We start from the raw sequence: 20271 nt of genomic DNA, 5'->3' as shown, positions 1-20271 counted from the left end.
GGTTCTCCGCCCCGGCGGGGGGGGGGGGGGTTCGCCCCCCCCCCCCCCCCCGCGACGGTCCGTCGGCGCCTCCGCGGGGTTCCCGCGGAGGCGCTTGCTCACTTGCCGAGCAGGTAGGCCCGTTCCACGGCCTGCGTGACCGTGTTGCCCGCCTTGTCGGAGGCCGTGACCCGCAGGGTCACGTACGCACCCTGCCGCTGGTCGCCCGGCCGCTCGATGGTGGCGGTGAACCGGTTGTGGCCGCGGTGTCCGAACGGAACGTCCAGGACGTGGAGGTCCTCGTTCCGGTCTGCCAGTACTCGGTCTCGCGATCGGTCGTCAGGTCCAGGCGGAAGTCGGCCTCTCCGGCGGGGACTGCGAAGCCGCCTTCACCTGTGCGGTGTTGCGGTCCGAGACTATGTACGTCACGTCCTGCGGGATCTGCTGGTGCCAGATTGCCTTGATGTCGTACAGGTACGGGCTCTCGACCGTCCCGGAAATGTCCACGGCGGTCCTGGCTTCTTCGCGTACTGCAGCAGCTCGGCGCCGTCGGCCGCGTCCAGCCGGACAACGGGGATGGCGGTACGCGTCCCCGTCGGCTTCCAGCGGGTCCAGGCCGGGAACCCCTCGGGCATGACGATCACGATGCCCTTGGCGCCCGCCTTCGCAGCCGCCTCCGCGAGGTCGTCCCCGTCCTGCGCGGAATCGTCGCGGATCACTGCGAGCTTGCCCCGCACAGTCCCGGGCCGCAGGTCAGGCTTCTCCCTGGTACCGCGTCCACCGTGACGAGCCGCTCCCCCTCGGCATCGAACGGGGTGGACCGCGAACCGTAGTACGAGTCCAGATCGATGTCCGTGCCACGGACCTCGGCCCTGATCTGGGGGGCCGTCATCTCCCAACGGGAGTTGAACTCGAACGCGGCAGGCCGCCACCAAGGACCGCGCCGAAGCTGCGGCCGCGCAGCCGGCCGCCGACGTCCCGGCCGTGCCGGTGGACCGGGTCGTGCTGCCCGCGCCCCGTCCGGCCACCGTCGCCGCGGAGCCGAAGACCGTCGACGTCGACCAGGAGCTGGCCCTCGAGGACCTCACCCGGGAGCAGATCCTGGACTGGCGCAACCGGGCAGCCACCGACCACCAGCTGGTGTTCGACCACATCGAGCGGTACGGCGAGACGTCGGCCCAGCGCCTGTTCACCCAGGCGTTCGTCGCGCAGGTGCAGCGCCTGTCCCGGCTCGGGCACCTGGACCTCGGCTACACCCCGTGGGGGCAGGCATGAGTACCTGTTTCTAGTCCCGGAGCGTCGGGGGGCGGTGGCCGGCTCAAGGCGATAGACAGGAGGGATGACCGACAGTGCACCGAATGTCGGCGGTCCGGGACAGGCTCAGCCCGAGCGGTGTGACCTGCGCGGGGTCCCCATGCCGGTGGGTGAGGGTGAGCAATGCACGCCCGCCAGGGAGGACGGCTTGTGCGGTGGCGTCGGGAGAGCCCATGGAACGTGATCAACCGAAACCTCCGAACATTTCTGACCTGCATGGCTTCCTGGACGACCAGCTCGACCAGATCTCCGCGCAGCTCCGGGGGCTCGCCCGGACCAGGGACCGGCTGCAGGCGCTGCTGGACGCGGTCATGGCAGTCAGCCGGGAGCTGGAGCTGCCAGTGGTGCTGGACCGGATCGTCAGGGCAGCCATGGACCTGGTCCAGGCCCGCTACGGTGCGCTGGGCGTCCTCGATGAAGAGGGCAAGGGCCTTGCGCACTTCATCCCCGTGGGGCTGAGCGAGCAGGAACGGGCCGACCTGGGCGCCGTCGAGTTTCCGCGCGGGCGGGGTCTGCTCGGGACCCTGATCCGCCGGCCCGAACCGCTCCGGGTCCAGGAGATTTCCTCCCATCCGCATTCCGCAGGGTACCCGCCCGGCCACCCGCCGATGCGCAGCCTTCTCGGGGTGGCGATCAGCGTCCGGGGCGAGGTCTACGGGGACCTTTACCTGGCCGACCGGCGTGACGGCGAGCCCTTCGATGCGCACGACGAGGACATCGTCGTTGCACTTGCCGGGGCCGCCGGAGTGGCCATCGAAAACGCGCGCCTGTTCGAGCATGCCCGGGCAGGCAGTGAGCTGTTCCAGCGTCTGCTGCTGCCGACGCTGTCCGACCTGCAACCGTATGAGGGCGCCGCCATCTACCGGCCGGCGACCACCCCAGCACAGGTCGGCGGTGACTGGTACGACGCCTTTCTGCTCCCGGACGGGGCGTGCGCAGCCGTCATCGGCGACGTCTGCGGCCACGACCTGAAAGCCGCGGCCGCCATGGCCCAGACCCGCAACATGCTGCGCGCCCTGTTCTACGACCGCCGCACCCCGCCCAGCGCAGTCCTCACCCAGCTCGACCACACCCTGCACGCCATCACCAACAACCCCGTCACCACCGCCTGCCTGGCCCGCATCGAACCCGAAGGCTCCACCTGGACCCTGCGCTGGAGCACCGCAGGCCACCTCCCGCCCCTGCTCATCACCCCCGGTCGGCGGCCGAAGTACCTGCATGCCGATCCCGGAATCCCCCTCGGAGTGGACGCCGACCAACCCCGCCCCGACCACACCCACCCACTCTCCGCCGGCTCCACCGTGGTCTTCTTCACCGACGGACTGATCGAGAACCCCCAGCACCCCATCGACACCAGCCTCGACGCCCTCGCCCAAACCGCGGCCACCCACGGCGACCTGCCCCTCAACGAGCTCTGCCAGACCCTTGCCGACCACAACCCCAGCGACGGCCACGACGACATGGCCATCCTCGCCCTGCGCACACCCCTGCCGACGTAACCCTTGGCGGCGACGTCACCGTGGGTTCAAATCCCACACCCACCGCACCTCAATGGCCCCTGACCAGCCAACTTGGTCAGGGGCCGTTCTCATGAGCGTTGTCCGTCAGCGACCGCTGTTCCCCGCTGTTTCCCGACCGGACGGGCACGGCGAGGGCACGGAGACTTCTGATCCGTAGCTCTATGTACAACGGCCGTTGCTGGTCATACCCGTCGGGATGCGGCCCTTCGAGGGCACTGCCGGGCGAGCTCGGTTGCTGTGGTTGCTGTACTCCGGTGCTGTACTCGCTACAGCTCGATCAGTCTCGGGCGGGCATCTGGGCGCCCGTACGCCAGTATGCGCGGCAGCACTTCGCGCATGCGTGCCACGTCCGCCGCCGGCGCCCGAAGCAAGGCCTCGACGACGGGATCGGTCAAGCCGAGGGCATCCAACGACGAGGGGTCCAATGTCACCCGCAGCACATCGCCGTCCAGTTCCACTTCGCGTATACAGCCGTAGGCGGTGTTCTGGTCGGGTGTGACAACACAGTGTGTGTCCATGCCGAGGCGCACTTCCTGTGCGTCGGGCTCGTCGAAGTCGCACATGAACAACAGGGAGAACGCCTCCTCGTCGTCCGACTCGGCCACATCAAGGTGGCCATGGTCGACCTCATAAGCCGACGGCTCACCCGCGAGTCCACGCCGAACTGGCGCGACTCCTGAGCACACCAAGTCAGGAGGCAGAACCCTGAGCAGGGCACTGCCAGTCGGCCGAGTCGATTGCGTGACCCTCCACGTCGCTGAGGTGGAAGCAGTTGCCGTTGACCCACACCGCGACCGATTCGGGCCGATGGTCGACCTGGAATGGCTCGTCCCCACACAGAGTCCCGGACCATGAACCATCTGCCGCAGGCGAGTGAGTGACAACGACCCACGTCTGCTTCGGGAGAATCTGGTGCGTATCCGCCCAGCGCTCCACGGTCAGCTCCAGCGCCGACCGCCGTTACTGAGCAGCAGCCGCGCTGTTCCCCCAGTGACCACTCCCGGCACATCTCCTTGCCTCTACGCACGATCCCGCGTTCAACCGCAGACCTTGCGGGCTCTCACGACCCGATCGTCACACGCGCGATCACCTGATCCAAGCGGCTTCTTCGCCCGAGCTATCAAACAGCCCTGCTGGGACAAAACGCTCTTTCAGATCCAGCCTCGCTTGGCGGCTTCGGTGCCCAGCTGGAATCGGGTCTCGAGGCCGAGCCGGGACGCAATCGCAGCGATCCGGCGGGTCACGGTGCGCGCGCTCGTCCCCAGTTGCCGGGCGATCGCCTGGTCCTTATAGCCCGCTTGCAACATTCTCAACAGCAAGAGATCATCCGTGCTCGGCTGGTCGGAGGTCTCCGGGGCCGTTGAGACGATGGGTTGTGCCCGCTGCCAGTAGACGTCGAACAGCTCGAGGATTGCATCGAGCAGACCCGACCGATGGACGACGGCGATTCTGTCGTACCGTCCTCCGATCAGTGCGAGCAGCGCGACATGACGGTCCATGATCCGCAGCCTGAACGGCAGGGTCGGCAGGATTCGGGCCTGCTCGCCCAGCTTGGCCAGGCGGGTGATCAGCTCGAATCGGCCAGGCACTTCCAACGCCTCCGGGGTGTAGACGGACCGTATGTCGAGGCCGCGGCCCAGCAGGTCCATCGTGAAGGTCTCCTCCAACTCGTTGCTGTACGGGCCCAGGTACGGGGGCCGGTCAAGTACCCAGAAGTGGGTGCGCATCGATTGGGTCAGCTCGGCCACCCGTAGGGTGACCGCCGCCTCACCAGTGATCACCTCCACCAGCCCGGTCGGATCCCCCTGCAGCCGGTTGGCGCGGTACTCACTTGCCAGGTCATCGACCGCGTCCCACACCGCGGTGAACGCCGCCTCGGTATCGGCTCGGCGCCTGGCGAGCAGTGCGCTCAACGCGGTCCGCGGGCTGACCGGCTGATACTGGCCGCGCCGTTCTCTTCGCAGCACGCCCAGTTCCACCAACCGGGCCACCGCGTGCCGTATCCGGCTGGGTGTGGTGCCCAGGTGTTCGGCGATCTCCCACGCTGTCTGGTCCGGCTTGGCCAGATAAGCGCGGTAGACCCGCTCGTCGAACTCGCTGATCCCAAGGGCACCGAGCACCGGACGTCCTCCTGGTCGTCACTGCCCGGCGTGCCGTCGGGCCTGTTGGCGCGATTCGCCAACTGGCGATTTCAGACACGAGTCTGATCTATACATCTCCCGGCCACAAGCCTTAACTCTGATCGTCCACGCCAACCGGCCGCGCGATCCCAGAACCCCCACGATCGGTCCACAGCGTCGGCCATCCGATCCCCCGCCGATCCGTCACTTCGGTCATGAACCCTTGGGGACCGACCTGGCCCCACGGAACACTTAGGGAATGCCTTGAGATCATCACCGAGACGCTGGAGTGTGCTCGCCGTCGCCGGCGCCGCCCTCCTGTCGTTGGTACAACCCGCCGCCCTGTCCCCCGCCCACGCCGCGGCATCCGCGACCACCGACTCCGCTGCTCCCGCCGCGCAGCGCAACGTGCCGTCCGGCGTCCACACCGTCACCCTGATCACGGGTGACGTCGTCACCACCCGGCAGTCCGGTAGCAAGGCCGGTGGAACCGTCGATGTGCGTGGTGCCGCCGGGACGGAAACCCAGGCGCGCATCACGGAGTCGAACGGCGACCTGTACGTGTATCCCGACTCCGTTCTCCCCTACGTGGCAGCGGGCACGCTGGACAAGCGCCTGTTCAACATCAGCCGGCTCGTCGCGGACGGCTACGACGACGCACATCGCGACCAGTTGCCGCTCATCGTCTCGTACGACAGCAAAGCCGCCTCAGGGCTGCGTTCCGCAACCCCCAAGGGCGCCACCCGGGTCAGGGCCCTCGGCAGTGTCCAGGGTGCCGCGCTGACCGAGGACCGGGACCGGTCGGCGGAATTCTGGCGGGCTGTCACCTCCGCGCCGGCGTCGGGCTCGAGGACCGCGGCAGCCGCGTCCGCGTCCGGCAAACCGGCCTTCGGTGCGGGTATCGCCCGTATCTGGCTCGACGGGGTCGTGAAGGCGGATCTCGCCGAGTCCACCTCCCAGATCGGCGCGCCGCAGGCGTGGGAGGCCGGTGACACCGGGAAGGGCGTGGACGTCGCCGTCCTGGACACCGGCATCGACGCCGAACACCCTGACCTGGCCGGCCAGATAGCGGCCTCGCAGAGCTTCGTCCCGGACGAGGACGCGACGGACCGCCATGGGCACGGCACCCACGTCGCGTCCACCATCGCCGGCACGGGGGCCGCGTCGGACGGCAAGGAGAAGGGCGTCGCCCCCGGCGCGCGCCTGCACATCGGCAAGGTGCTCTCCAACGCGGGTTCCGGCCAGCAATCCTGGGTGCTGGCCGGCATGGAGTGGGCCGCGGTGGACCAGCAGGCGGACATCATCAACATGAGCCTGGGCTCCTCGGCCCCGTCCGACGGCACCGACCCCCTCAGCACGGCGGTCAACCGTCTGAGCGCCGAGACCGGGGCCCTGTTCGTGGTCGCCGCGGGCAACACCGGTACAGACCAAAGCATCGGCAGCCCGGCCGCGGCTGACGCCGCCCTGACCGTGGGGGCCGTCGACTCCTCGGACGACGTCGCCTACTTCTCCAGCCAGGGCCCGCGCGTCGACGGCGCGCTCAAGCCGGAGATCAGCGCGCCCGGCGTCGACATTGTGGCGGCACGCTCCCAATACTCACCGTTTGGCGAGGGCAGCTACCTGACGTTCAGCGGGACCTCTCAGGCCACCCCGCATGTCGCGGGCGCCGCGGCCCTGCTCGCGGCCGCGCACCCCGGGCTGACCGGCTCCCAGTTGAAGGACCTGCTGGTGAGCAGCTCGAAGCAGCTGCCCAAGTACAACGCCTTCCAGGTGGGCAGCGGCCGGGTGGACGTCCCGTCGGCGCTGAGCGCCGACGTCTTCGCCTCCGCGACCGCGTTCGCCCCCCTGGTGCCGGCGGACGGGTCCGGCGCGGTGAAACGCCCGGTCACGTACACCAACATAGGTGACGTGCCGGTCACCCTCGACCTGTCCGTGCAGGCCCCGAACGCCCCTGCGGGAATGTTCCGGTTGTCCGCCCCCCAAGTCGTCGTGCCGGCGCACGGCACCGCCGAGGTCACGGTCACCATCGACGGCTCCACGGCGACAGGGAAAGGCCGCTGGACCGGCCAGATCGTCGCGGCCGACACGGCGGGGAAGGTCGTCACCCACACGGCCGCGTCGCTGGGCGACGTCGCGCACAAGCTGACCGTGGTCCTCAAGGACGCACACGGAAAGCCGATGTCAGGGGTCGTCGACCTGCTGCGGTCCGGCGACGACGCGCCCCAGCAGTGGATCGTCGACGAGACCGGCACGGCGGAGGGCTACCTCCCGGACGACGTCTACTCGGTGCTGGAGTGGAAGGCCGTGCAGGGTGTCCACGGCCCGCACTCGATGGGGATGGCGCTGCTCGGTGACCCCGATGTCGTGATAGACCACGACACCACGGTCACCCTGGACGCCGCGAAGATCGAGCGGATCGACATGACCACGCCGCAGCGGACCGAGGCGACCTACCAGCGCCTGGAGTACACCCGCTCGATGGGCGGCAAGCTTTGGCGCGACTACATGGAGACCCAGACCAACTACGACAGCCTGTGGGCCCAGCCCACCACGCACAAGGTGACCCACGGCGACTTCTACCTCGGCGCCCGCTGGCGCAAGGAGCAGCCGGCACTCGCCATCGCCACCAAGACCACCGAGTTCACCGACGCCCACCGGCAACAGGACGTCACCCCGCTGCCCCAGGGCCACTACAGACTCCCGCTCGTGGCCGCCGGCGACGGCACGAACGCGGACTACGCCCGTCTGGACGCACGGGGCAAGGCGGTGGTCGTCCGCCGCAACGACACGATCAGAGACGCCGACCAGGCCGCCGCGGCGATCGAGGCGGGCGCCAAGCTCCTGCTGGTCGTGAACAACACACCCGGGCGAGGGTTCCGGAGCTACAGCAAGACGCCGTGGACGGGGACCCCCGCCCGAATCGACGTCACGCTGTTGAGCACGGACGAGGGCGAGAAGCTCTTCGGCCAGGCCTCCGCTCACGGGGCGGTGCTCTCGGCGGACTCGCAGCCGGTCAGCCCTTACGTGTACGACCTGATGTGGACGTGGCACAACGAGATCCCGGACAACATGGTCGTCCAGGGCGGCCCGAAGAACCTCGCGCGGGTGAACGTCACCTTCGACAGCCCCGATGCGACCCGGGGCGGAGGCGAGTTCCGCTACGACTGGCCGGTCTACAACCCGAGGTGGGGGATCGGTATGCCCATGTCGGAGCCGGTGAACTCACAGCGGGTCGACTGGGTCTCCACCGGGCCCGGATACTCCTGGGGCCAGGAGGCGTACGTCGACGGTCTGATCTACGAGATCGAGCCGCGCACCACGTACCGGGCGGGCAGCACGCAGGCGCAGGAGTGGTTCAAGCCCATCGAGCGTCCGTACCTGAACAACAACTACAAGTCGCCCACCCGCAACGGGAACTGGCTGACCTTGGACGTCCCCGCCTGGGGCGGTTCGGACCACGTCGGTATGTCCATGGACTACCAGGGCATGCGGCACACCCTCACGCTGTACCAGGGTGACACCCAACTGGCCCGGAACTCGGGAAACACCATGGTGCAGGCTGACGCACCCGGCGCCGGCAAGCTGCCGTACCGTCTCGTCCTGGACGCCAACCGTGACAGCACGGTGAGCCCGTACTCCTCCACCACGCACACCGAATGGGACTTCACCTCCCAGGCTCCGTCGGGGAACGAGAAGGCAGTCCTGCCGCTCATGCAGATCAACTACGGCGTCGACACCGACGCGGCAGGCAAGGCCGCCAAGAACGCGACACTGACGGCATCCGTCGCCCACCTCGACCACGCCACGGGCGCCGGCACCCTGTCAGCGGTCACCTTGGAGGTGTCCTACGACGACGGACACACCTGGCAGAAGATCACCAGCGGAGAAGACGGCCGGTTCGGGCTGTCCGCTCCGAAGAAGGCCCAGTTCGTCTCGCTGCGGGCTCACGCCCAGGACAGTGCCGGCAACGCGGTCGCGCAGACCGTGATCCGGGCCTTCGGTCTCCGCTGACCAAGAGCCGGCCGCTCACACGCGGGACCTGAACCACTTGTGCGGCGGACCACCCCCCGGGTGGCCCGCCGCACAAGCTTGATGACGTAGAGAAAGTCTGAGCCAACGGCACCTGGCACCCGGCCACCCAGGCCGTTTCCAGTGCCGCTGGTGAGGGTGCCATCTACGTCGTTGTTTACGTCCCCGTCACCGTCGCTGGTGTTGATGGGGAACGCCGGGTCGACCTTGCCGCCGTTCTGGCCGCCGTCATCCGGCTGGCAGTGTCCGTTGCCAGGGTCGATGCACAGGCCGGTGGGGTCGCTTGCGGTGACGGGGGTGTTGTTGGCGTAGGCGTAGGCGTAGCCGTTGAGGGACTGGTGCTGGTCGAGGACCAGGACTGGGTCGACGCTGATGAATTGGCCGATGCCGGGGTCGTATTCGCGGGCGCCGATGTGGGTGAGACCGGTCGTGCCGTCGGCGGGCTTTCCGAGGAAGCCCTTGTCGTCCGGCCAGGACGCGGGTGCGGTACCGCGGAGGGCGCCAAACGGAGTGGTGTAGCGCTTAGTGACCGCGAGGGTTGCGGCGTCCAGGACGAGGCTGGAGGTGCCGTGGTGGTCGGCGGCGAGCCAGTTGAGCTTGGTGCCCGTGACACCCAGGGTGGCGGTGCGGACCCAGCGCAACCCCTGCCGCGTCAAGGGTGCGGGGGCGGCCAAGACAGACGAGCGCCTGTTCCTCGACGTCTCCGAGGTCTTCCAGCTCGCCGACGCCGTGCCGGCGCGCTTCCGGGTGCTCATCCTCCTGGCGGCCTTCACCGGCCTGCGGTTCGGGGAGCTGGCCGGACTCCAGCGCCATGACGTCAACCTCGAGCGGCGAACCGTCGCCGTGCGGCGTGCTCTGGCAGAGACGCGGACGGACGGCATCGTGGTCAAGGCGCCGAAGAGCGCGGCCGGTGTGCGCACCGTGGCCTTCCCGGCCTCGCTGACGGCGGACCTCGCCGCTCATCTCGACGCGTACGCCGAGCCGGGCCGCGCCGGGCTGGTGTTCACCGCGGCGCGAGGCGGACAGCTTCGCCGGAACAACTTCCGCCGCCTGTGGCTGCGGGCCCTGAAGGCGACCGGCCTGGGGGACGTGCACTTCCACGATCTGCGCCACACCGGGAACACTCTCGCCGCGACCGGCGGCGCCACGACGCGTGAGCTGATGCAGCGGATGGGGCACTCCTCGGTGCGGGCCGCTCTGATCTACCAACACCTGGTGAACGGCCGTGACCACGCCATCGCTGACCACGTCGACCGTCAGATCAAGAAGGTCCAAGATTGGGAAGGCGTGATGTGGGCCCCGATGTGGCCTCCATCTGGCACGTAACTGGCACGAGGCCCCTCCCGGGCCTTCTCGGCCGAGGAACGAACAAGGCCCAGGATCCCGGTTCAGTACCGGTGACCTGGGCCTTCGTCGTGCTTCCCGCTGGTGGGCGCGGACGGTTTCGAACCGCCGACATCTGCTTTGTAAGTTCGAGCGCCGGCCCTCTGCCGCGCGTGCGCCGGGCCCTTCGACTGCCGTGCTGGGTTGCTCAGGGATGCAACTGTGCGCCGTCGTTGATGTCAGCTGCGGAAGAGCTGCGGGTGCGGGCAGAGCTCCAGCGGGTCATCCGGACGATCCGCCCACTTCCACCAGATGTGTCGGCCTGGGCACTGCCAGAGCGTGCGGCAGGCTCGGGTGCCATCGTCCTCCCGGCTGGAGAGGACGAAACCGCCAGCTTTCACTGGCTCGTCGCACTCCGGGCATGTCGGCGGGGCATCGGGCATGGTGCGGGAGAGGGGCATGCGCGGCACCTTACTGGCGTTCGTGTGCCACGCGGGACGCTCTGTTGAATGCCGCAAGATGGGAAGAACGCCCCATCCTGCCTGACTCCGGCCAGGGCGTTTGCCTCTGGCCGGAGCCCTATCACGCGGCCTGGGCCGTCTGTGGGCCGTGATCTTGTGGGGTCCACGCCAGAAAGAGACTGTCGGCTGCCTTCAGCGTGCGTCCCTCCGTCGGGAGGTCGTCAACGTTACGAGCAATCGACCTTGCCTGCGACAGCGTCGTCACCCGCTTCCGCACCCTGTGCACAGCCGCCGCATGACCTGCCAACATCACCAACAGAGTCCCGGTATTGCCCTTACGCCGGACGAAGACCTGCAAGCCTCCCCTCGGGCCCCTGCGCGCGCCCGGAGACAAGCCAGGACCGCTCAGCCTCCCACGCACGCCAAAGTGCCTCCTGGGTCGGACCGCCGGATTCTACGGATCGAATCACGTCGTCCCGACTCAGAAGGCACTCTTGCGTTCCACTCACCCCTCGGAGCCGAGTCCGAGGGGGCGGCCCCTCGCGTCAGCGCAGGAGCTTCACCGCGTCGATCACCAAGGGATCCAGCCCGTCCGCACCGGCGTCGACGAGCGCGACCAGCCGGGTGCGCATGCGCGGGTCCCAGAACCTGCCGATGTGTCCGGCGATTTCCTCGGCCGCCAGTCCACCCGGCAGGTGCCCGAGGTTCGCGGCGATGTCGTTGGCCATCCGTCGCTCCGACGGCGCGCCGCCTGCCATCTCAGTCCACCACCGTGAGTACGTCGGCCTCGGCGTGTTCCGATTCGCCGCGCTGGAGCGGGTGCTCGAGCCCCACTTGCACGGCGGTCACCTTGTACTCGGGACAGTTGGTCGCCCAGTCCGAGTTCTCCGTGGTCACCACGTTGGCGCCGGTCACGGGGTGGTGGAACGTGGTGTACACGACCCCGGCCGGCATCCGGTCGGAGATCTCCGCGCGCAGCGTGGTCCGCCCGACCCGGCTGGCCAGCGTCACCCGGTCGCCGTCGGTGATGCCGCGGACCTCGGCGTCGTGCGGATGCAGCTCCAGCACGTCCTCGGGATGCCAGGCGACGTTGCCGGTGCGGCGCGTCTGCGCCCCGACGTTGTACTGGCTGAGGATCCGCCCCGTCGTCAGCACCAGCGGGAACCGCCGGGTGCTCCGCTCGTTCGTCGGCACATAGGACGTGACGACGAACTTGCCCTTGCCCCTGACGAATTCGTCCACATGCATGATCGGCGTGCCTTCCGGAGCCGACTCGTTGCACGGCCACTGCACGCTGCCGAGCTTGTCCAGCACCTCGAAGGACACGCCGGTGAAGGTGGGCGTGACCGTGGCGATCTCGTCCATGATCTGGCTCGGCCGGTCGTAGGACATGGGGTAACCCATGGCGGTGGCGATCTCGCTGACGATCTGCCACTCGTGCTTGCCCGTCTTCGGCTTCATCACCGCGCGCACCCGGTTGATCCGGCGTTCTGCGTTGGTGAATGTGCCGTCCTTCTCGAGGAAGGACGCACCGGGCAGGAACACATGCGCGAACTTCGCCGTCTCGTTGAGGAACAGGTCCTGGACGACGACCAGTTCCATGGCCTCCAGTGCGGCGGTGACGTGCTTGAGGTTGGGGTCGGACTGGGCGATGTCCTCGCCGTGGACGAACAGGCCGCGGAAGGTCCCGTCGATCGCCGCGTCGAACATGTTCGGGATCCGCAGCCCGGGCTCGGCGAGGATGGTGCCGCCCCAGAGATTCTCGAACACGTTGCGCACGGCGTCGTCGGAGACGTGCCGGTAGCCGGGCAGCTCGTGCGGGAACGAGCCCATGTCGCAGGAGCCCTGCACGTTGTTCTGTCCGCGCAGCGGGTTCACACCGACGCCGTCACGGCCGATGTTGCCGCACGCCATCGCGAGGTTGGCCATGCCCATGACCATGGTCGAGCCCTGGCTGTGCTCGGTGACGCCGAGGCCGTAGTAGATGGCTCCGTTGGGTGCCTGCGCGTACAGCCGGGCCGCCGCCCGCAGTTCGTCGGCCGGAACGCCGGTGATCGGTTCGGCCGCCTCGGGGCTGTTCTCCGGGCGGGCGATGAATTCCGCCCACTCGTCGAAGCCCTCGCAGCGCTGGTCCACGAAGGAGCGGTCGACCAGGCCCTCGGTGACGACCACGTGCGCCATGGCGTTGACCACGGCGACGTTCGTGCTGGGCTTGAGCTGGAGGTGGTGCTGGGCCTGGATGTGCGGCGAGCGCACCAGGTCGATGCGGCGCGGGTCGACCACGATGAGCTTCGCGCCCTCGCGCAGCCGGCGCTTCATCCGCGAGGCGAACACCGGGTGCCCGTCCGTGGGGTTCGCACCGATCACCATGATCACATCGGCCTGGGCCACCGACCGGAAGTCCTGGGTGCCCGCCGACTCGCCGAAGGTCTGCTTGAGCCCGTATCCCGTCGGGGAGTGGCAGACCCGGGCGCAGGTGTCCACGTTGTTGTTGCCGAACGCCGCGCGCACCATCTTCTGGACGACGTAGACCTCTTCGTTCGTGCACCTCGACGAGGTGATGGCGCCGATCGCACTCGATCCGTACGTGCCCTGGATCTCGCGCATCCTCCTGGCGACCGTGCCGATCGCCTCGTCCCACTCGACCTCGCGCCAGGGATCGGTGATCTTGTCGCGGACCATGGGCTTGAGCACCCGGTCGGGGTGCGTCGCGTAGCCGAAGGCGAACCTGCCCTTCACACAGGAGTGGCCCTCGTTCGCGCCACCGTCCTTGTAGGGCACCATGCGCACCAGCTCGTCGCCACGCAGCTCGGCCTTGAACGAGCAGCCGACACCGCAGTACGCGCAGGTGGTGACCACCGACCGGGTCGGCATGCCGAGCTCGACCACCGACTTCTCCTGCAGCGTGGAGGTCGGGCAGGCCTGCACGCAGGCCCCGCAGGAGACGCACTCGGATTCCATGAAGCTCTCGCCGGCGCCCGCCGAGACCTTGGAGTCGAAGCCGCGCCCCTCGATGGTCAGCGCGAACGTGCCCTGCACCTCGCCGCAGGCCCGGACGCAGCGGGAGCAGGCGATGCACTTGGACGCGTCGAAGTCGAAGTACGGGTTGGACGTGTCCTTCTCGGCGTCGAGGTGGTTCTCGCCCTCGTAGCCGTACCGGACCTGCCGCAGCCCGACCACGCCGGCCATGTCCTGCAGCTCACAGTCGCCGTTGGCCGGGCAGGTGAGGCAGTCCAGCGGATGGTCGGATATGTAGAGCTCCATGACGCCCTGGCGGAGCTTCTCCACCTTCGGTGTCTGCGTGCTCACCCGCATTCCGTCCGCCACCGGCGTGGTGCAGGACGCCGGGGTGCCCCGCCTGCCGTCGATCTCCACCACGCACAGCCGGCACGAGCCGAACGGCTCGAGGCTGTCGGTGGCACAGAGTTTGGGGATGTCGATGCCGGCCTGCGCGGCGGCGCGCATCACCGACGTGCCCTCCGGCACCGTCACCGGCAGCCCGTCCACTTCCACCGAGACCGTTGCCTCGCCGGGCCGTTCCGGTGTACCGAAGTCGGGTTCCTTGAGAAGTGTCATGCCGTGCCCTCCGTCCTCGCGCCACTCGCCTGCGTGGGCTGGATCTCCCGGCCTGCGTCGCGAGCGAGGAAATCGTCAGGGAAATGAGTGATGGCGCTGCGTACGGGCATCGGCGTCAGCCCGCCCATCGCGCACAGCGAACCATCGGTCATCAGGTCGCACAGATCCTCGAGCAGTGCCAGGTTCTCGTCCCGCTGCTGCCCGGCCACGATCTTGTCGATCACCTCGACGCCACGGACGGAACCGACCCGGCACGGCGTGCACTTGCCGCAGGACTCCTCGGCGCAGAACTCCATCGCGAAGCGGGCCTGCGCGGCCATGTCGACGCTGTCGTCGAACACGACGATGCCGCCGTGGCCGACCATCGCGCCGGCCGCGGCGAAGGCTTCGTAATCCATCGGCAGGTCGAACATCGACGTCGGCAGGTAGGCACCGAGCGGACCGCCGACCTGCACCGTACGCACCGGGCGCCCGGAGTGCGTCCCGCCGCCGTAGTCCTCGACGAGTTCGCGCAGCGTGACACCGAACGCCGTCTCCACGATGCCGCCGCGCGCGATGTTGCCACCGAGCTGGAACACCTGGGTGCCGCGCGACCGCTCGACGCCGAGCTCCTGGTACGCCTTCGCCCCGTTCGCCATGACGATGGGCACGGTGGCCAGGGTGAGGACGTTGTTCACCACGGTCGGTTTGCCGAACAGGCCCTCGATCGCGGGGATCGGCGGCTTGGCGCGGACCGTGCCCCGCTTGCCTTCCAGGCTCTCCAGCATGGAGGTCTCCTCGCCGCAGATGTACGCGCCGGCGCCGACGCGGACGTGCAGGTCGAAGGTGAGCTCCGAGCCGAGGATGCCGGTCCCGAGCCATCCCTCCTCGCGCGCGATCTCGATCGCCGCGCGCATGGTGGCGACCGCGTCGGGGTACTCCGAGCGGATGTAGATGTAGCCCTCGGTCGCGCCGACCGCGTGGGCGGCGATGGTCATGCCCTCGATGAGCATGAAGGGGTCGCCCTCCATGACCATGCGGTCGGCGAAGGTCCCGCTGTCACCCTCGTCGGCGTTGCAGCAGACGAACTTGAGCTCGTCGGTGCACTCGAGCACGGTCTTCCACTTGATGCCTGCCGGGAAGCCCGCGCCACCGCGGCCACGCAGGCCGGAGTCGGTGACCTCGGTGACCACGTCCGCGGACGGGAGTTGCAGGGCGGTGCGCAGCCCGACCAGGCCGCCGTGCCGCACGTAGTCCTGCGGCGACAGCGGGTCGGTCACGCCGATCCTGGCGAAGGTGACCCGTGTCTGGCGTGCCAGCCAGGGCAGTTCGTCCACGACACCGAGCCGCAGAGGGTGGGCCGCTCCCTCGAGCATGCCGGCGGCCAGGAGGCCCGGCACGTCCTCGGGCGCCACCGGCCCGTAGCCGACGCGGCCGTTCGGCGTCACCACCTCGACCAGCGGCTCCAGCCACAGCATGCCGCGTGATCCGTTGCGGACCACGTCGATGGCGAAGTCCCCGCCGGCCGACGCACGTTGCAGGGCATCGGCGACCTCGTCCGCGCCGACGGACCTGGCCGCCGAGTCGCGGGGGACGTAGACCGTCACCGCGGAGTCCGAAGAGTCCTTCATCACGACACCGTCCCCTTGAGGATCGAGCCCAACCGGGCCGTGTCCACTCGTCCGTACAGTCGGCCGTTCACCTCTACCGCCGGTCCGAGGGCGCAGTTGCCGAGGCAGAAGACCTGCTCGACGGTGACCGAGCCGTCCGCGGTCGTCTCGCCCAGGGAGCATCCGGCCTCGCGGGCGTAGCCCACCAGGCTGTCGGCGCCCAGGGCCTGGCATGCCTCGGCGCGGCATATCCGGACCGTCGTGCGCCCCGCCGGTTCACGGCGGAAGTCGTGGTAGAAGGTCACCACTCCGTGGACGTCCGCCCGGGAGAGGTTGAGTTCGTCCGCGAGCACCGGAATCGCCTCTTGCGGCACATGGCCCAACTCGGCCTGAACGGCGTGCAGTATCGGCAGCAGCGAGCCGCGCTGACCCCGATGAGCCGCCACCACCGTCCGGACCACGCTGTCGACCGTCACGTCACTCCCGCTGGTCGTCATGATCGCTCCGTCCTCCGTCACGCGCGGGAGTACGAGCGCGTGATTCCACTTACGGTCCGACAAGATCGAGTCGTGCACATAGGGCCCTTCACCTCTCCTGCGGATGCGCGGGGTTCGTGACCGGCGAACAGCGCCGCGTCGCTTCCCGTCGGTGCCGGCATACAGGCCGACGATACCGCATACAAGCTTCTGTATACAGAATCCCGGCAAGCAAACTTTCACCGAGGACCCGGGCCCCGGCAGGCCTTGTCCGCCACCCGCCGACCGGATTCACGACATCAGAAGGGAATCGGCAGGGCGGCGAGCAGGCCCGATGGCGGCGGCAGCCACCGAGGGGTGGATGGCGGCGGCACCGACGGCGGCCTCCAGTTCGAGCACCCAGGGCAGGACGGTGCGCAGCACGATGTCGAGACCTTCGCCGTCCGGTCCGAGCATCGCGTCGGCGGGGACGAGCACCGGGTCGGCGAAGACCGTCGACGTCGCACTGCCGCACGGCCCTCCCCCGTCCGGTCTGGCCGGGACGAACAGGTCGGAGGCGTGCGCCGGGACCACCCAGAGAGTCAGACCGTCCTTCACGGCGAGCGGCCGGGAGGACCAGACGTAGCTGTCGGCCTCTCCGGCCGCGACCACCTCGTACTTGCGTGCGCGCAGGGCGACCACACCACCGGAGCGGTTGGCGGTGGAGCGGGGTTCCCGGGCCGCCTGGTCCTGCGCGCTCCCCCCGCCGGGGACATCCTCCGCCAGCGCGAGGCTGCTGAGGTGGCGTCCGGCGGCGATCTCGCCACGGAGCCAGCGGCTGCCGTACGCCTCGACGACGGCGACCGCCGCATAGTGGGACTGGAGGACCGCAGCTGTCGCCGGACAGGCACCGGCCACCTGCGCCACCACCTCGGCGGCGTCCGTCAGACCCAGCCCGCCGCCGCCGAGTTCCGCGGAGACGGTGAGTCCGAGCAGTCCGGCCTGGCCGAGGGCGGTCACCGAGCCGCGCGGAAACCTCCCCTCCCCACCAGCCTTTTCCGCGGACGGCGCGACGACGCGGCTCAGCACGTCGGAGAAAGCGGTGCGGTACGACACGGGTGACCCCCTCACGTGTGGTTTCCGGTCTGCTGTCAGGCGGCGGGCAGGCAGGGACGCAGCCGGGAAGGCGCCGTACAAGCTCTCCGGGAGAGCCCTGGGCGACGGCTTGGACCAGCGCTGGCGACGAGGGCGCCCAACCATGAGGCGCCCTCGCCCTTCGAACAGCTCTCCCGGTCGCCGCGTGAGCGCGCCGCGTGATTGCATACAGTATGCCAGAGCGGGTCTCGTCTGCGCCAGAACGGAGCCGAATTCGGTCCGGTCAGCTCAGGACTGCGGGTCGATCTCCCGGAGCAGCCCCGTCGACACGTCGAAGACGAAGCCCCGGACGTCATCGGTGTGGGGCAGGAACGGCGATGTGCGCACCCTCTGCATCGACTGGCGGACGTCCTGATCGACGTCGCGGAAGGCCTCCACCGCCCACGCCGGTCGCTGTCCGACCTCCATCTCCAGTTCGTGCCGGAATTCCTCGGTCAGCTTTTCGAGACCGCAGCCGGTGTGGTGGATGAGGATGACGCTGCGGGTGCCCAGGGCGCGTTGGCTGATGGTCAGGGAGCGGATCGTGTCGTCGGTGACCACACCGCCGGCGTTGCGGACGGTGTGACAGTCGCCCAGCTCCAGGCCGAGCGCCGCGTGCAGGTCGAGGCGGGCGTCCATGCAGGCCACGACGGCCACCTGCAGGACGGGGCGGGCGCCCATGCCCGGGTCGGTGAATCCGGCGGCGTAGTGCCGGTTGGCCTCCACGAGACGGTCGATGACCGTCTCGCCGGCCTGGGCGCTGCCGGTGGACGGTGCGGAACGGCGCGTTGACGTCGACATGTTGGGCTACCTCACTCCGGTCTGGTTCGAAAGGATCATTGATCGCCTCCGGTTGCCCGCGAGGCTGCGCGGGAGTCACGCAGCGGCACCACCTCGAGGTCGGCGCCGCCACGGCACACGCCGTCCGCGACGCCCACCGTGCGGTGGGCGTCGCGGACGGCGACATCGGCTACGAGCGCTTCATCGGTTCACGTGACGTCGCCGACGAACGGCTGCACGCCTGCGGCGCGTCCGGCCCGCGGCCGCCCCGGTGCCCGGAGGAACAGGGCGAGGACGGCGGATGCGAGTCCGACGGATCCGGCCAGGATGAACGCGCCTTCGTAGTCCCAGGCGGAGACGACGACCGCGCCCATGCCGGAGCCGAGCAGACCGGAGATCAGCTTCGAGCTGTAGACCATGCCGTAGTTGCTGGCGTTGTTGTTCTCACCGAAGTAGTCCGCGGTCATGGCGGCGAAGAGAGGGAAGATCGCGCCGCCGCCGAAGCCCGAGACCATCGAGCAGAACAGGAAGAACGGCATGCTCCCCATGGAGCCCGAGACCAGCACGCCGAACTGGGCGGAACCCAGCACGATGCACACGATGATGAGCGTGCTGCGCCGGCCGTAGCGATCGGAGATCCAGCCGATCACGCCTCGCCCGGTCCCGTTGACGATCGCCTTGAGCGACATCGCGGTGGCCACGATCCCGCCCGCGAATCCCATGTCCTTGCCGAAGGGGACCTGGAAGGCGATGCCGAAGATGTTGATTCCCGCCGTGCACAGCAGACAGAACCACATCATCCACAGCACCGGCGTACGGGCCGCCTCCCGCGGGGTGTACTGCTTCACCGCCGGAGGGTTCATCTTCAACGCCCGCACGATGCGCGGGTCGTCGGAGACCCTGAGCGGGTCCACGTGGGCGGGCCACCAGTTCTTGGGCGGGTCCTTGAAGAACCAGCCCGCAACGGCGACCACGGCGCAGCAGATCACGCCGACCGTGACGAGGACGCCCTTGTAGTTGCTCAGGTCCATGTAGGTGGCGAAGAGGAACACGAAAGGCACGGAGCCATAGGCAAAACCGCCGTTGACCAGGCCGGTCTTGCCGCCCTTGCGCTCCGGGTACCACTTGCCGACCATGTTCACGCTGGTCGCGTAGACCAGACCGGCACCGATGCCACTGAACATGCCGAAGCCTATGTAGGCGACGATGACGTGCGGTGCGTACGCGAGCGAGAGGTAGCCCAGGATGGTGCCGAGGGCGCCCAGCATCATGGCGTTGCGCGCGGGCAGCTTCCCGCTCTCCCGCAGTTGCCCGGCCGGAAAGGCGACGGCGGCCTGGAAGAACACCCAGACACCCATCAGCCAGAAGATGTGCCCGCTGCTCCACAGATGGGCCTCGTGCAGCGTGTCCTCGGCGGATGTGAACGCGTACTCCGAGGAGCTGATGCCCATCATGCCCAGCCACGGGAAGAGCACCATGGTCCATCGCGGTCGGCCCATGATGTCCCGGTCGGACTCACCGATCCGGTAGCTTCGCCCGTTTCGATCCGTCACCTCCTTGTAGCGGACTGGCGGCTGGATATCGATAGTTGTCATGTCGAATCCCCTGCGTCGAAGAACCCTGGCCAGCGCCCCCTGTCCGGTTCTCTTGGTGTCAGGGACCTGCGGCAGTGACGCCGCGGGCCCCTGTGCGCCCCATCACGTCATCAGCGAATCTCCTCTACGGGAATCGGGTTCGACGGCCCGGTCCTGGTGTGCAAGATGTATACGATATGGAGTAGTCAGTATTCGGTGGCAGCCGGAATTCTCGACACTCGCCCGTCCCGCTGTCTAGAGGTGTGCACGAGGTTTCCGTCAACTTCTCGGCCGTGGACGACCGAGCCCGTTGACTCAGCCGTCTACACCTTGTCGCGCTCCCGACTGCCCCCTACGACAGGGCGGTCACGGGTCGCATCTACCAGCGAAAGGAGGTGTTCAGGTCCTTTGTGGTAC

General features: G+C 68.7%; 16 protein-coding genes and 1 pseudogene. 4 read left to right on the top strand and 13 right to left on the bottom strand.

Features of this window, described 5'->3' with window-relative positions:
• Positions 1-318 precede the first annotated feature (318 nt).
• The 3 genes from ACWCP0_RS40505 to ACWCP0_RS40495 are packed head-to-tail and all read right to left on the bottom strand — an operon-like array spanning position 319 to position 871.
• Positions 319-486: a hypothetical protein gene (locus tag ACWCP0_RS40505; RefSeq protein WP_451083728.1), complete on the bottom strand. Its 168-nt coding sequence runs from the start codon at positions 484-486 to the stop codon at positions 319-321.
• Entirely contained in the window at positions 405-698 is a 294-nt protein-coding gene (locus tag ACWCP0_RS40500; RefSeq protein WP_451083727.1) for a hypothetical protein, read from the bottom strand. Before ACWCP0_RS40500 ends, ACWCP0_RS40505 begins: the two co-directional genes overlap by 82 nt.
• On the bottom strand, positions 695-871 hold the full coding sequence (locus tag ACWCP0_RS40495; RefSeq protein ID WP_451083726.1) for a hypothetical protein: 177 nt from the start codon (positions 869-871) through the stop codon (positions 695-697). Before ACWCP0_RS40495 ends, ACWCP0_RS40500 begins: the two co-directional genes overlap by 4 nt.
• Positions 872-963: 92 nt before the next feature.
• Between ACWCP0_RS40495 and ACWCP0_RS40490 the strand changes: the two genes are divergently transcribed.
• Both ACWCP0_RS40490 and ACWCP0_RS40485 read left to right on the top strand, forming a co-directional pair.
• Positions 964-1254 carry a hypothetical protein gene (locus tag ACWCP0_RS40490; protein WP_451083725.1) on the top strand — a complete coding sequence of 97 codons (291 nt, stop codon included), beginning with the start codon at positions 964-966 and terminating at the stop codon, positions 1252-1254.
• Between the two features lie 212 nt (positions 1255-1466).
• The gene (locus ACWCP0_RS40485) at positions 1467-2792 is read left to right on the top strand and encodes a PP2C family protein-serine/threonine phosphatase (protein ID WP_451083724.1); all 1326 of its coding nucleotides are present in this window, start codon (positions 1467-1469) and stop codon (positions 2790-2792) included.
• A gap of 287 nt (positions 2793-3079) precedes the next feature.
• On the opposite strand, the gene ACWCP0_RS40480 is transcribed toward ACWCP0_RS40485, so the two are convergent.
• Both ACWCP0_RS40480 and ACWCP0_RS40475 read right to left on the bottom strand, forming a co-directional pair.
• Positions 3080-3418 carry an Imm10 family immunity protein gene (locus ACWCP0_RS40480; protein WP_451083723.1) on the bottom strand — a complete coding sequence of 113 codons (339 nt, stop codon included), beginning with the start codon at positions 3416-3418 and terminating at the stop codon, positions 3080-3082.
• 546 nt (positions 3419-3964) lie between these two features.
• Positions 3965-4933, bottom strand: coding sequence for a helix-turn-helix domain-containing protein (locus ACWCP0_RS40475; RefSeq protein WP_451083722.1), 969 nt, complete (start codon positions 4931-4933; stop codon positions 3965-3967).
• Positions 4934-5224: 291 nt separating this feature from the next.
• Here ACWCP0_RS40475 and ACWCP0_RS40470 point away from each other — a divergent pair, with 291 nt between their 5' ends.
• Positions 5225-8944, top strand: a complete 3720-nt coding sequence (locus tag ACWCP0_RS40470) for a S8 family peptidase (RefSeq protein WP_451083721.1) — start codon at positions 5225-5227, stop codon at positions 8942-8944.
• Positions 8945-9228: 284 nt separating this feature from the next.
• Here ACWCP0_RS40470 and ACWCP0_RS40465 read toward each other — a convergent pair.
• Positions 9229-9594 (bottom strand): annotated as a pseudogene (locus ACWCP0_RS40465) (RHS repeat-associated core domain-containing protein); the annotation flags it as partial.
• Here ACWCP0_RS40465 and ACWCP0_RS40460 point away from each other — a divergent pair.
• Positions 9488-10288, top strand: coding sequence for a tyrosine-type recombinase/integrase (locus tag ACWCP0_RS40460; RefSeq protein WP_451083720.1), 801 nt, complete (start codon positions 9488-9490; stop codon positions 10286-10288). The pseudogene ACWCP0_RS40465 and the gene ACWCP0_RS40460 overlap by 107 nt on opposite strands.
• Before the next feature lie 1003 nt (positions 10289-11291).
• On the opposite strand, the gene ACWCP0_RS40455 is transcribed toward ACWCP0_RS40460, so the two are convergent.
• The 7 genes from ACWCP0_RS40455 to ACWCP0_RS40425 form a co-directional block, all read right to left on the bottom strand.
• On the bottom strand, positions 11292-11474 hold the full coding sequence (locus ACWCP0_RS40455; RefSeq protein WP_451083719.1) for a formate dehydrogenase subunit delta: 183 nt from the start codon (positions 11472-11474) through the stop codon (positions 11292-11294).
• A 31-nt stretch (positions 11475-11505) separates the two neighbouring features.
• Positions 11506-14322: a formate dehydrogenase subunit alpha gene (fdhF, locus tag ACWCP0_RS40450; RefSeq protein WP_451083718.1), complete on the bottom strand. Its 2817-nt coding sequence runs from the start codon at positions 14320-14322 to the stop codon at positions 11506-11508.
• The gene (locus tag ACWCP0_RS40445) at positions 14319-15932 is read right to left on the bottom strand and encodes a formate dehydrogenase beta subunit (RefSeq protein WP_451083717.1); all 1614 of its coding nucleotides are present in this window, start codon (positions 15930-15932) and stop codon (positions 14319-14321) included. Before ACWCP0_RS40445 ends, fdhF begins: the two co-directional genes overlap by 4 nt.
• Positions 15932-16408, bottom strand: coding sequence for a formate dehydrogenase subunit gamma (locus tag ACWCP0_RS40440; protein ID WP_451083716.1), 477 nt, complete (start codon positions 16406-16408; stop codon positions 15932-15934). The genes ACWCP0_RS40445 and ACWCP0_RS40440 overlap by 1 nt, the downstream gene beginning before the upstream one ends.
• Before the next feature lie 270 nt (positions 16409-16678).
• Positions 16679-17482, bottom strand: coding sequence for an acyl-CoA dehydrogenase family protein (locus ACWCP0_RS40435; RefSeq protein ID WP_451083715.1), 804 nt, complete (start codon positions 17480-17482; stop codon positions 16679-16681).
• A 267-nt stretch (positions 17483-17749) separates the two neighbouring features.
• Positions 17750-18301: a beta-class carbonic anhydrase gene (locus ACWCP0_RS40430; RefSeq protein ID WP_451083714.1), complete on the bottom strand. Its 552-nt coding sequence runs from the start codon at positions 18299-18301 to the stop codon at positions 17750-17752.
• Between the two features lie 188 nt (positions 18302-18489).
• Positions 18490-19875, bottom strand: coding sequence for an OFA family MFS transporter (locus ACWCP0_RS40425; protein ID WP_451083713.1), 1386 nt, complete (start codon positions 19873-19875; stop codon positions 18490-18492).
• Positions 19876-20271 lie beyond the last annotated feature (396 nt).

The organism is Streptomyces sp. NPDC001970, assembly GCF_053594115.1.
The sequence above is the reverse complement of the archived record's forward strand: the minus strand, read 5'-3'. Positions and strand labels throughout refer to the sequence as shown.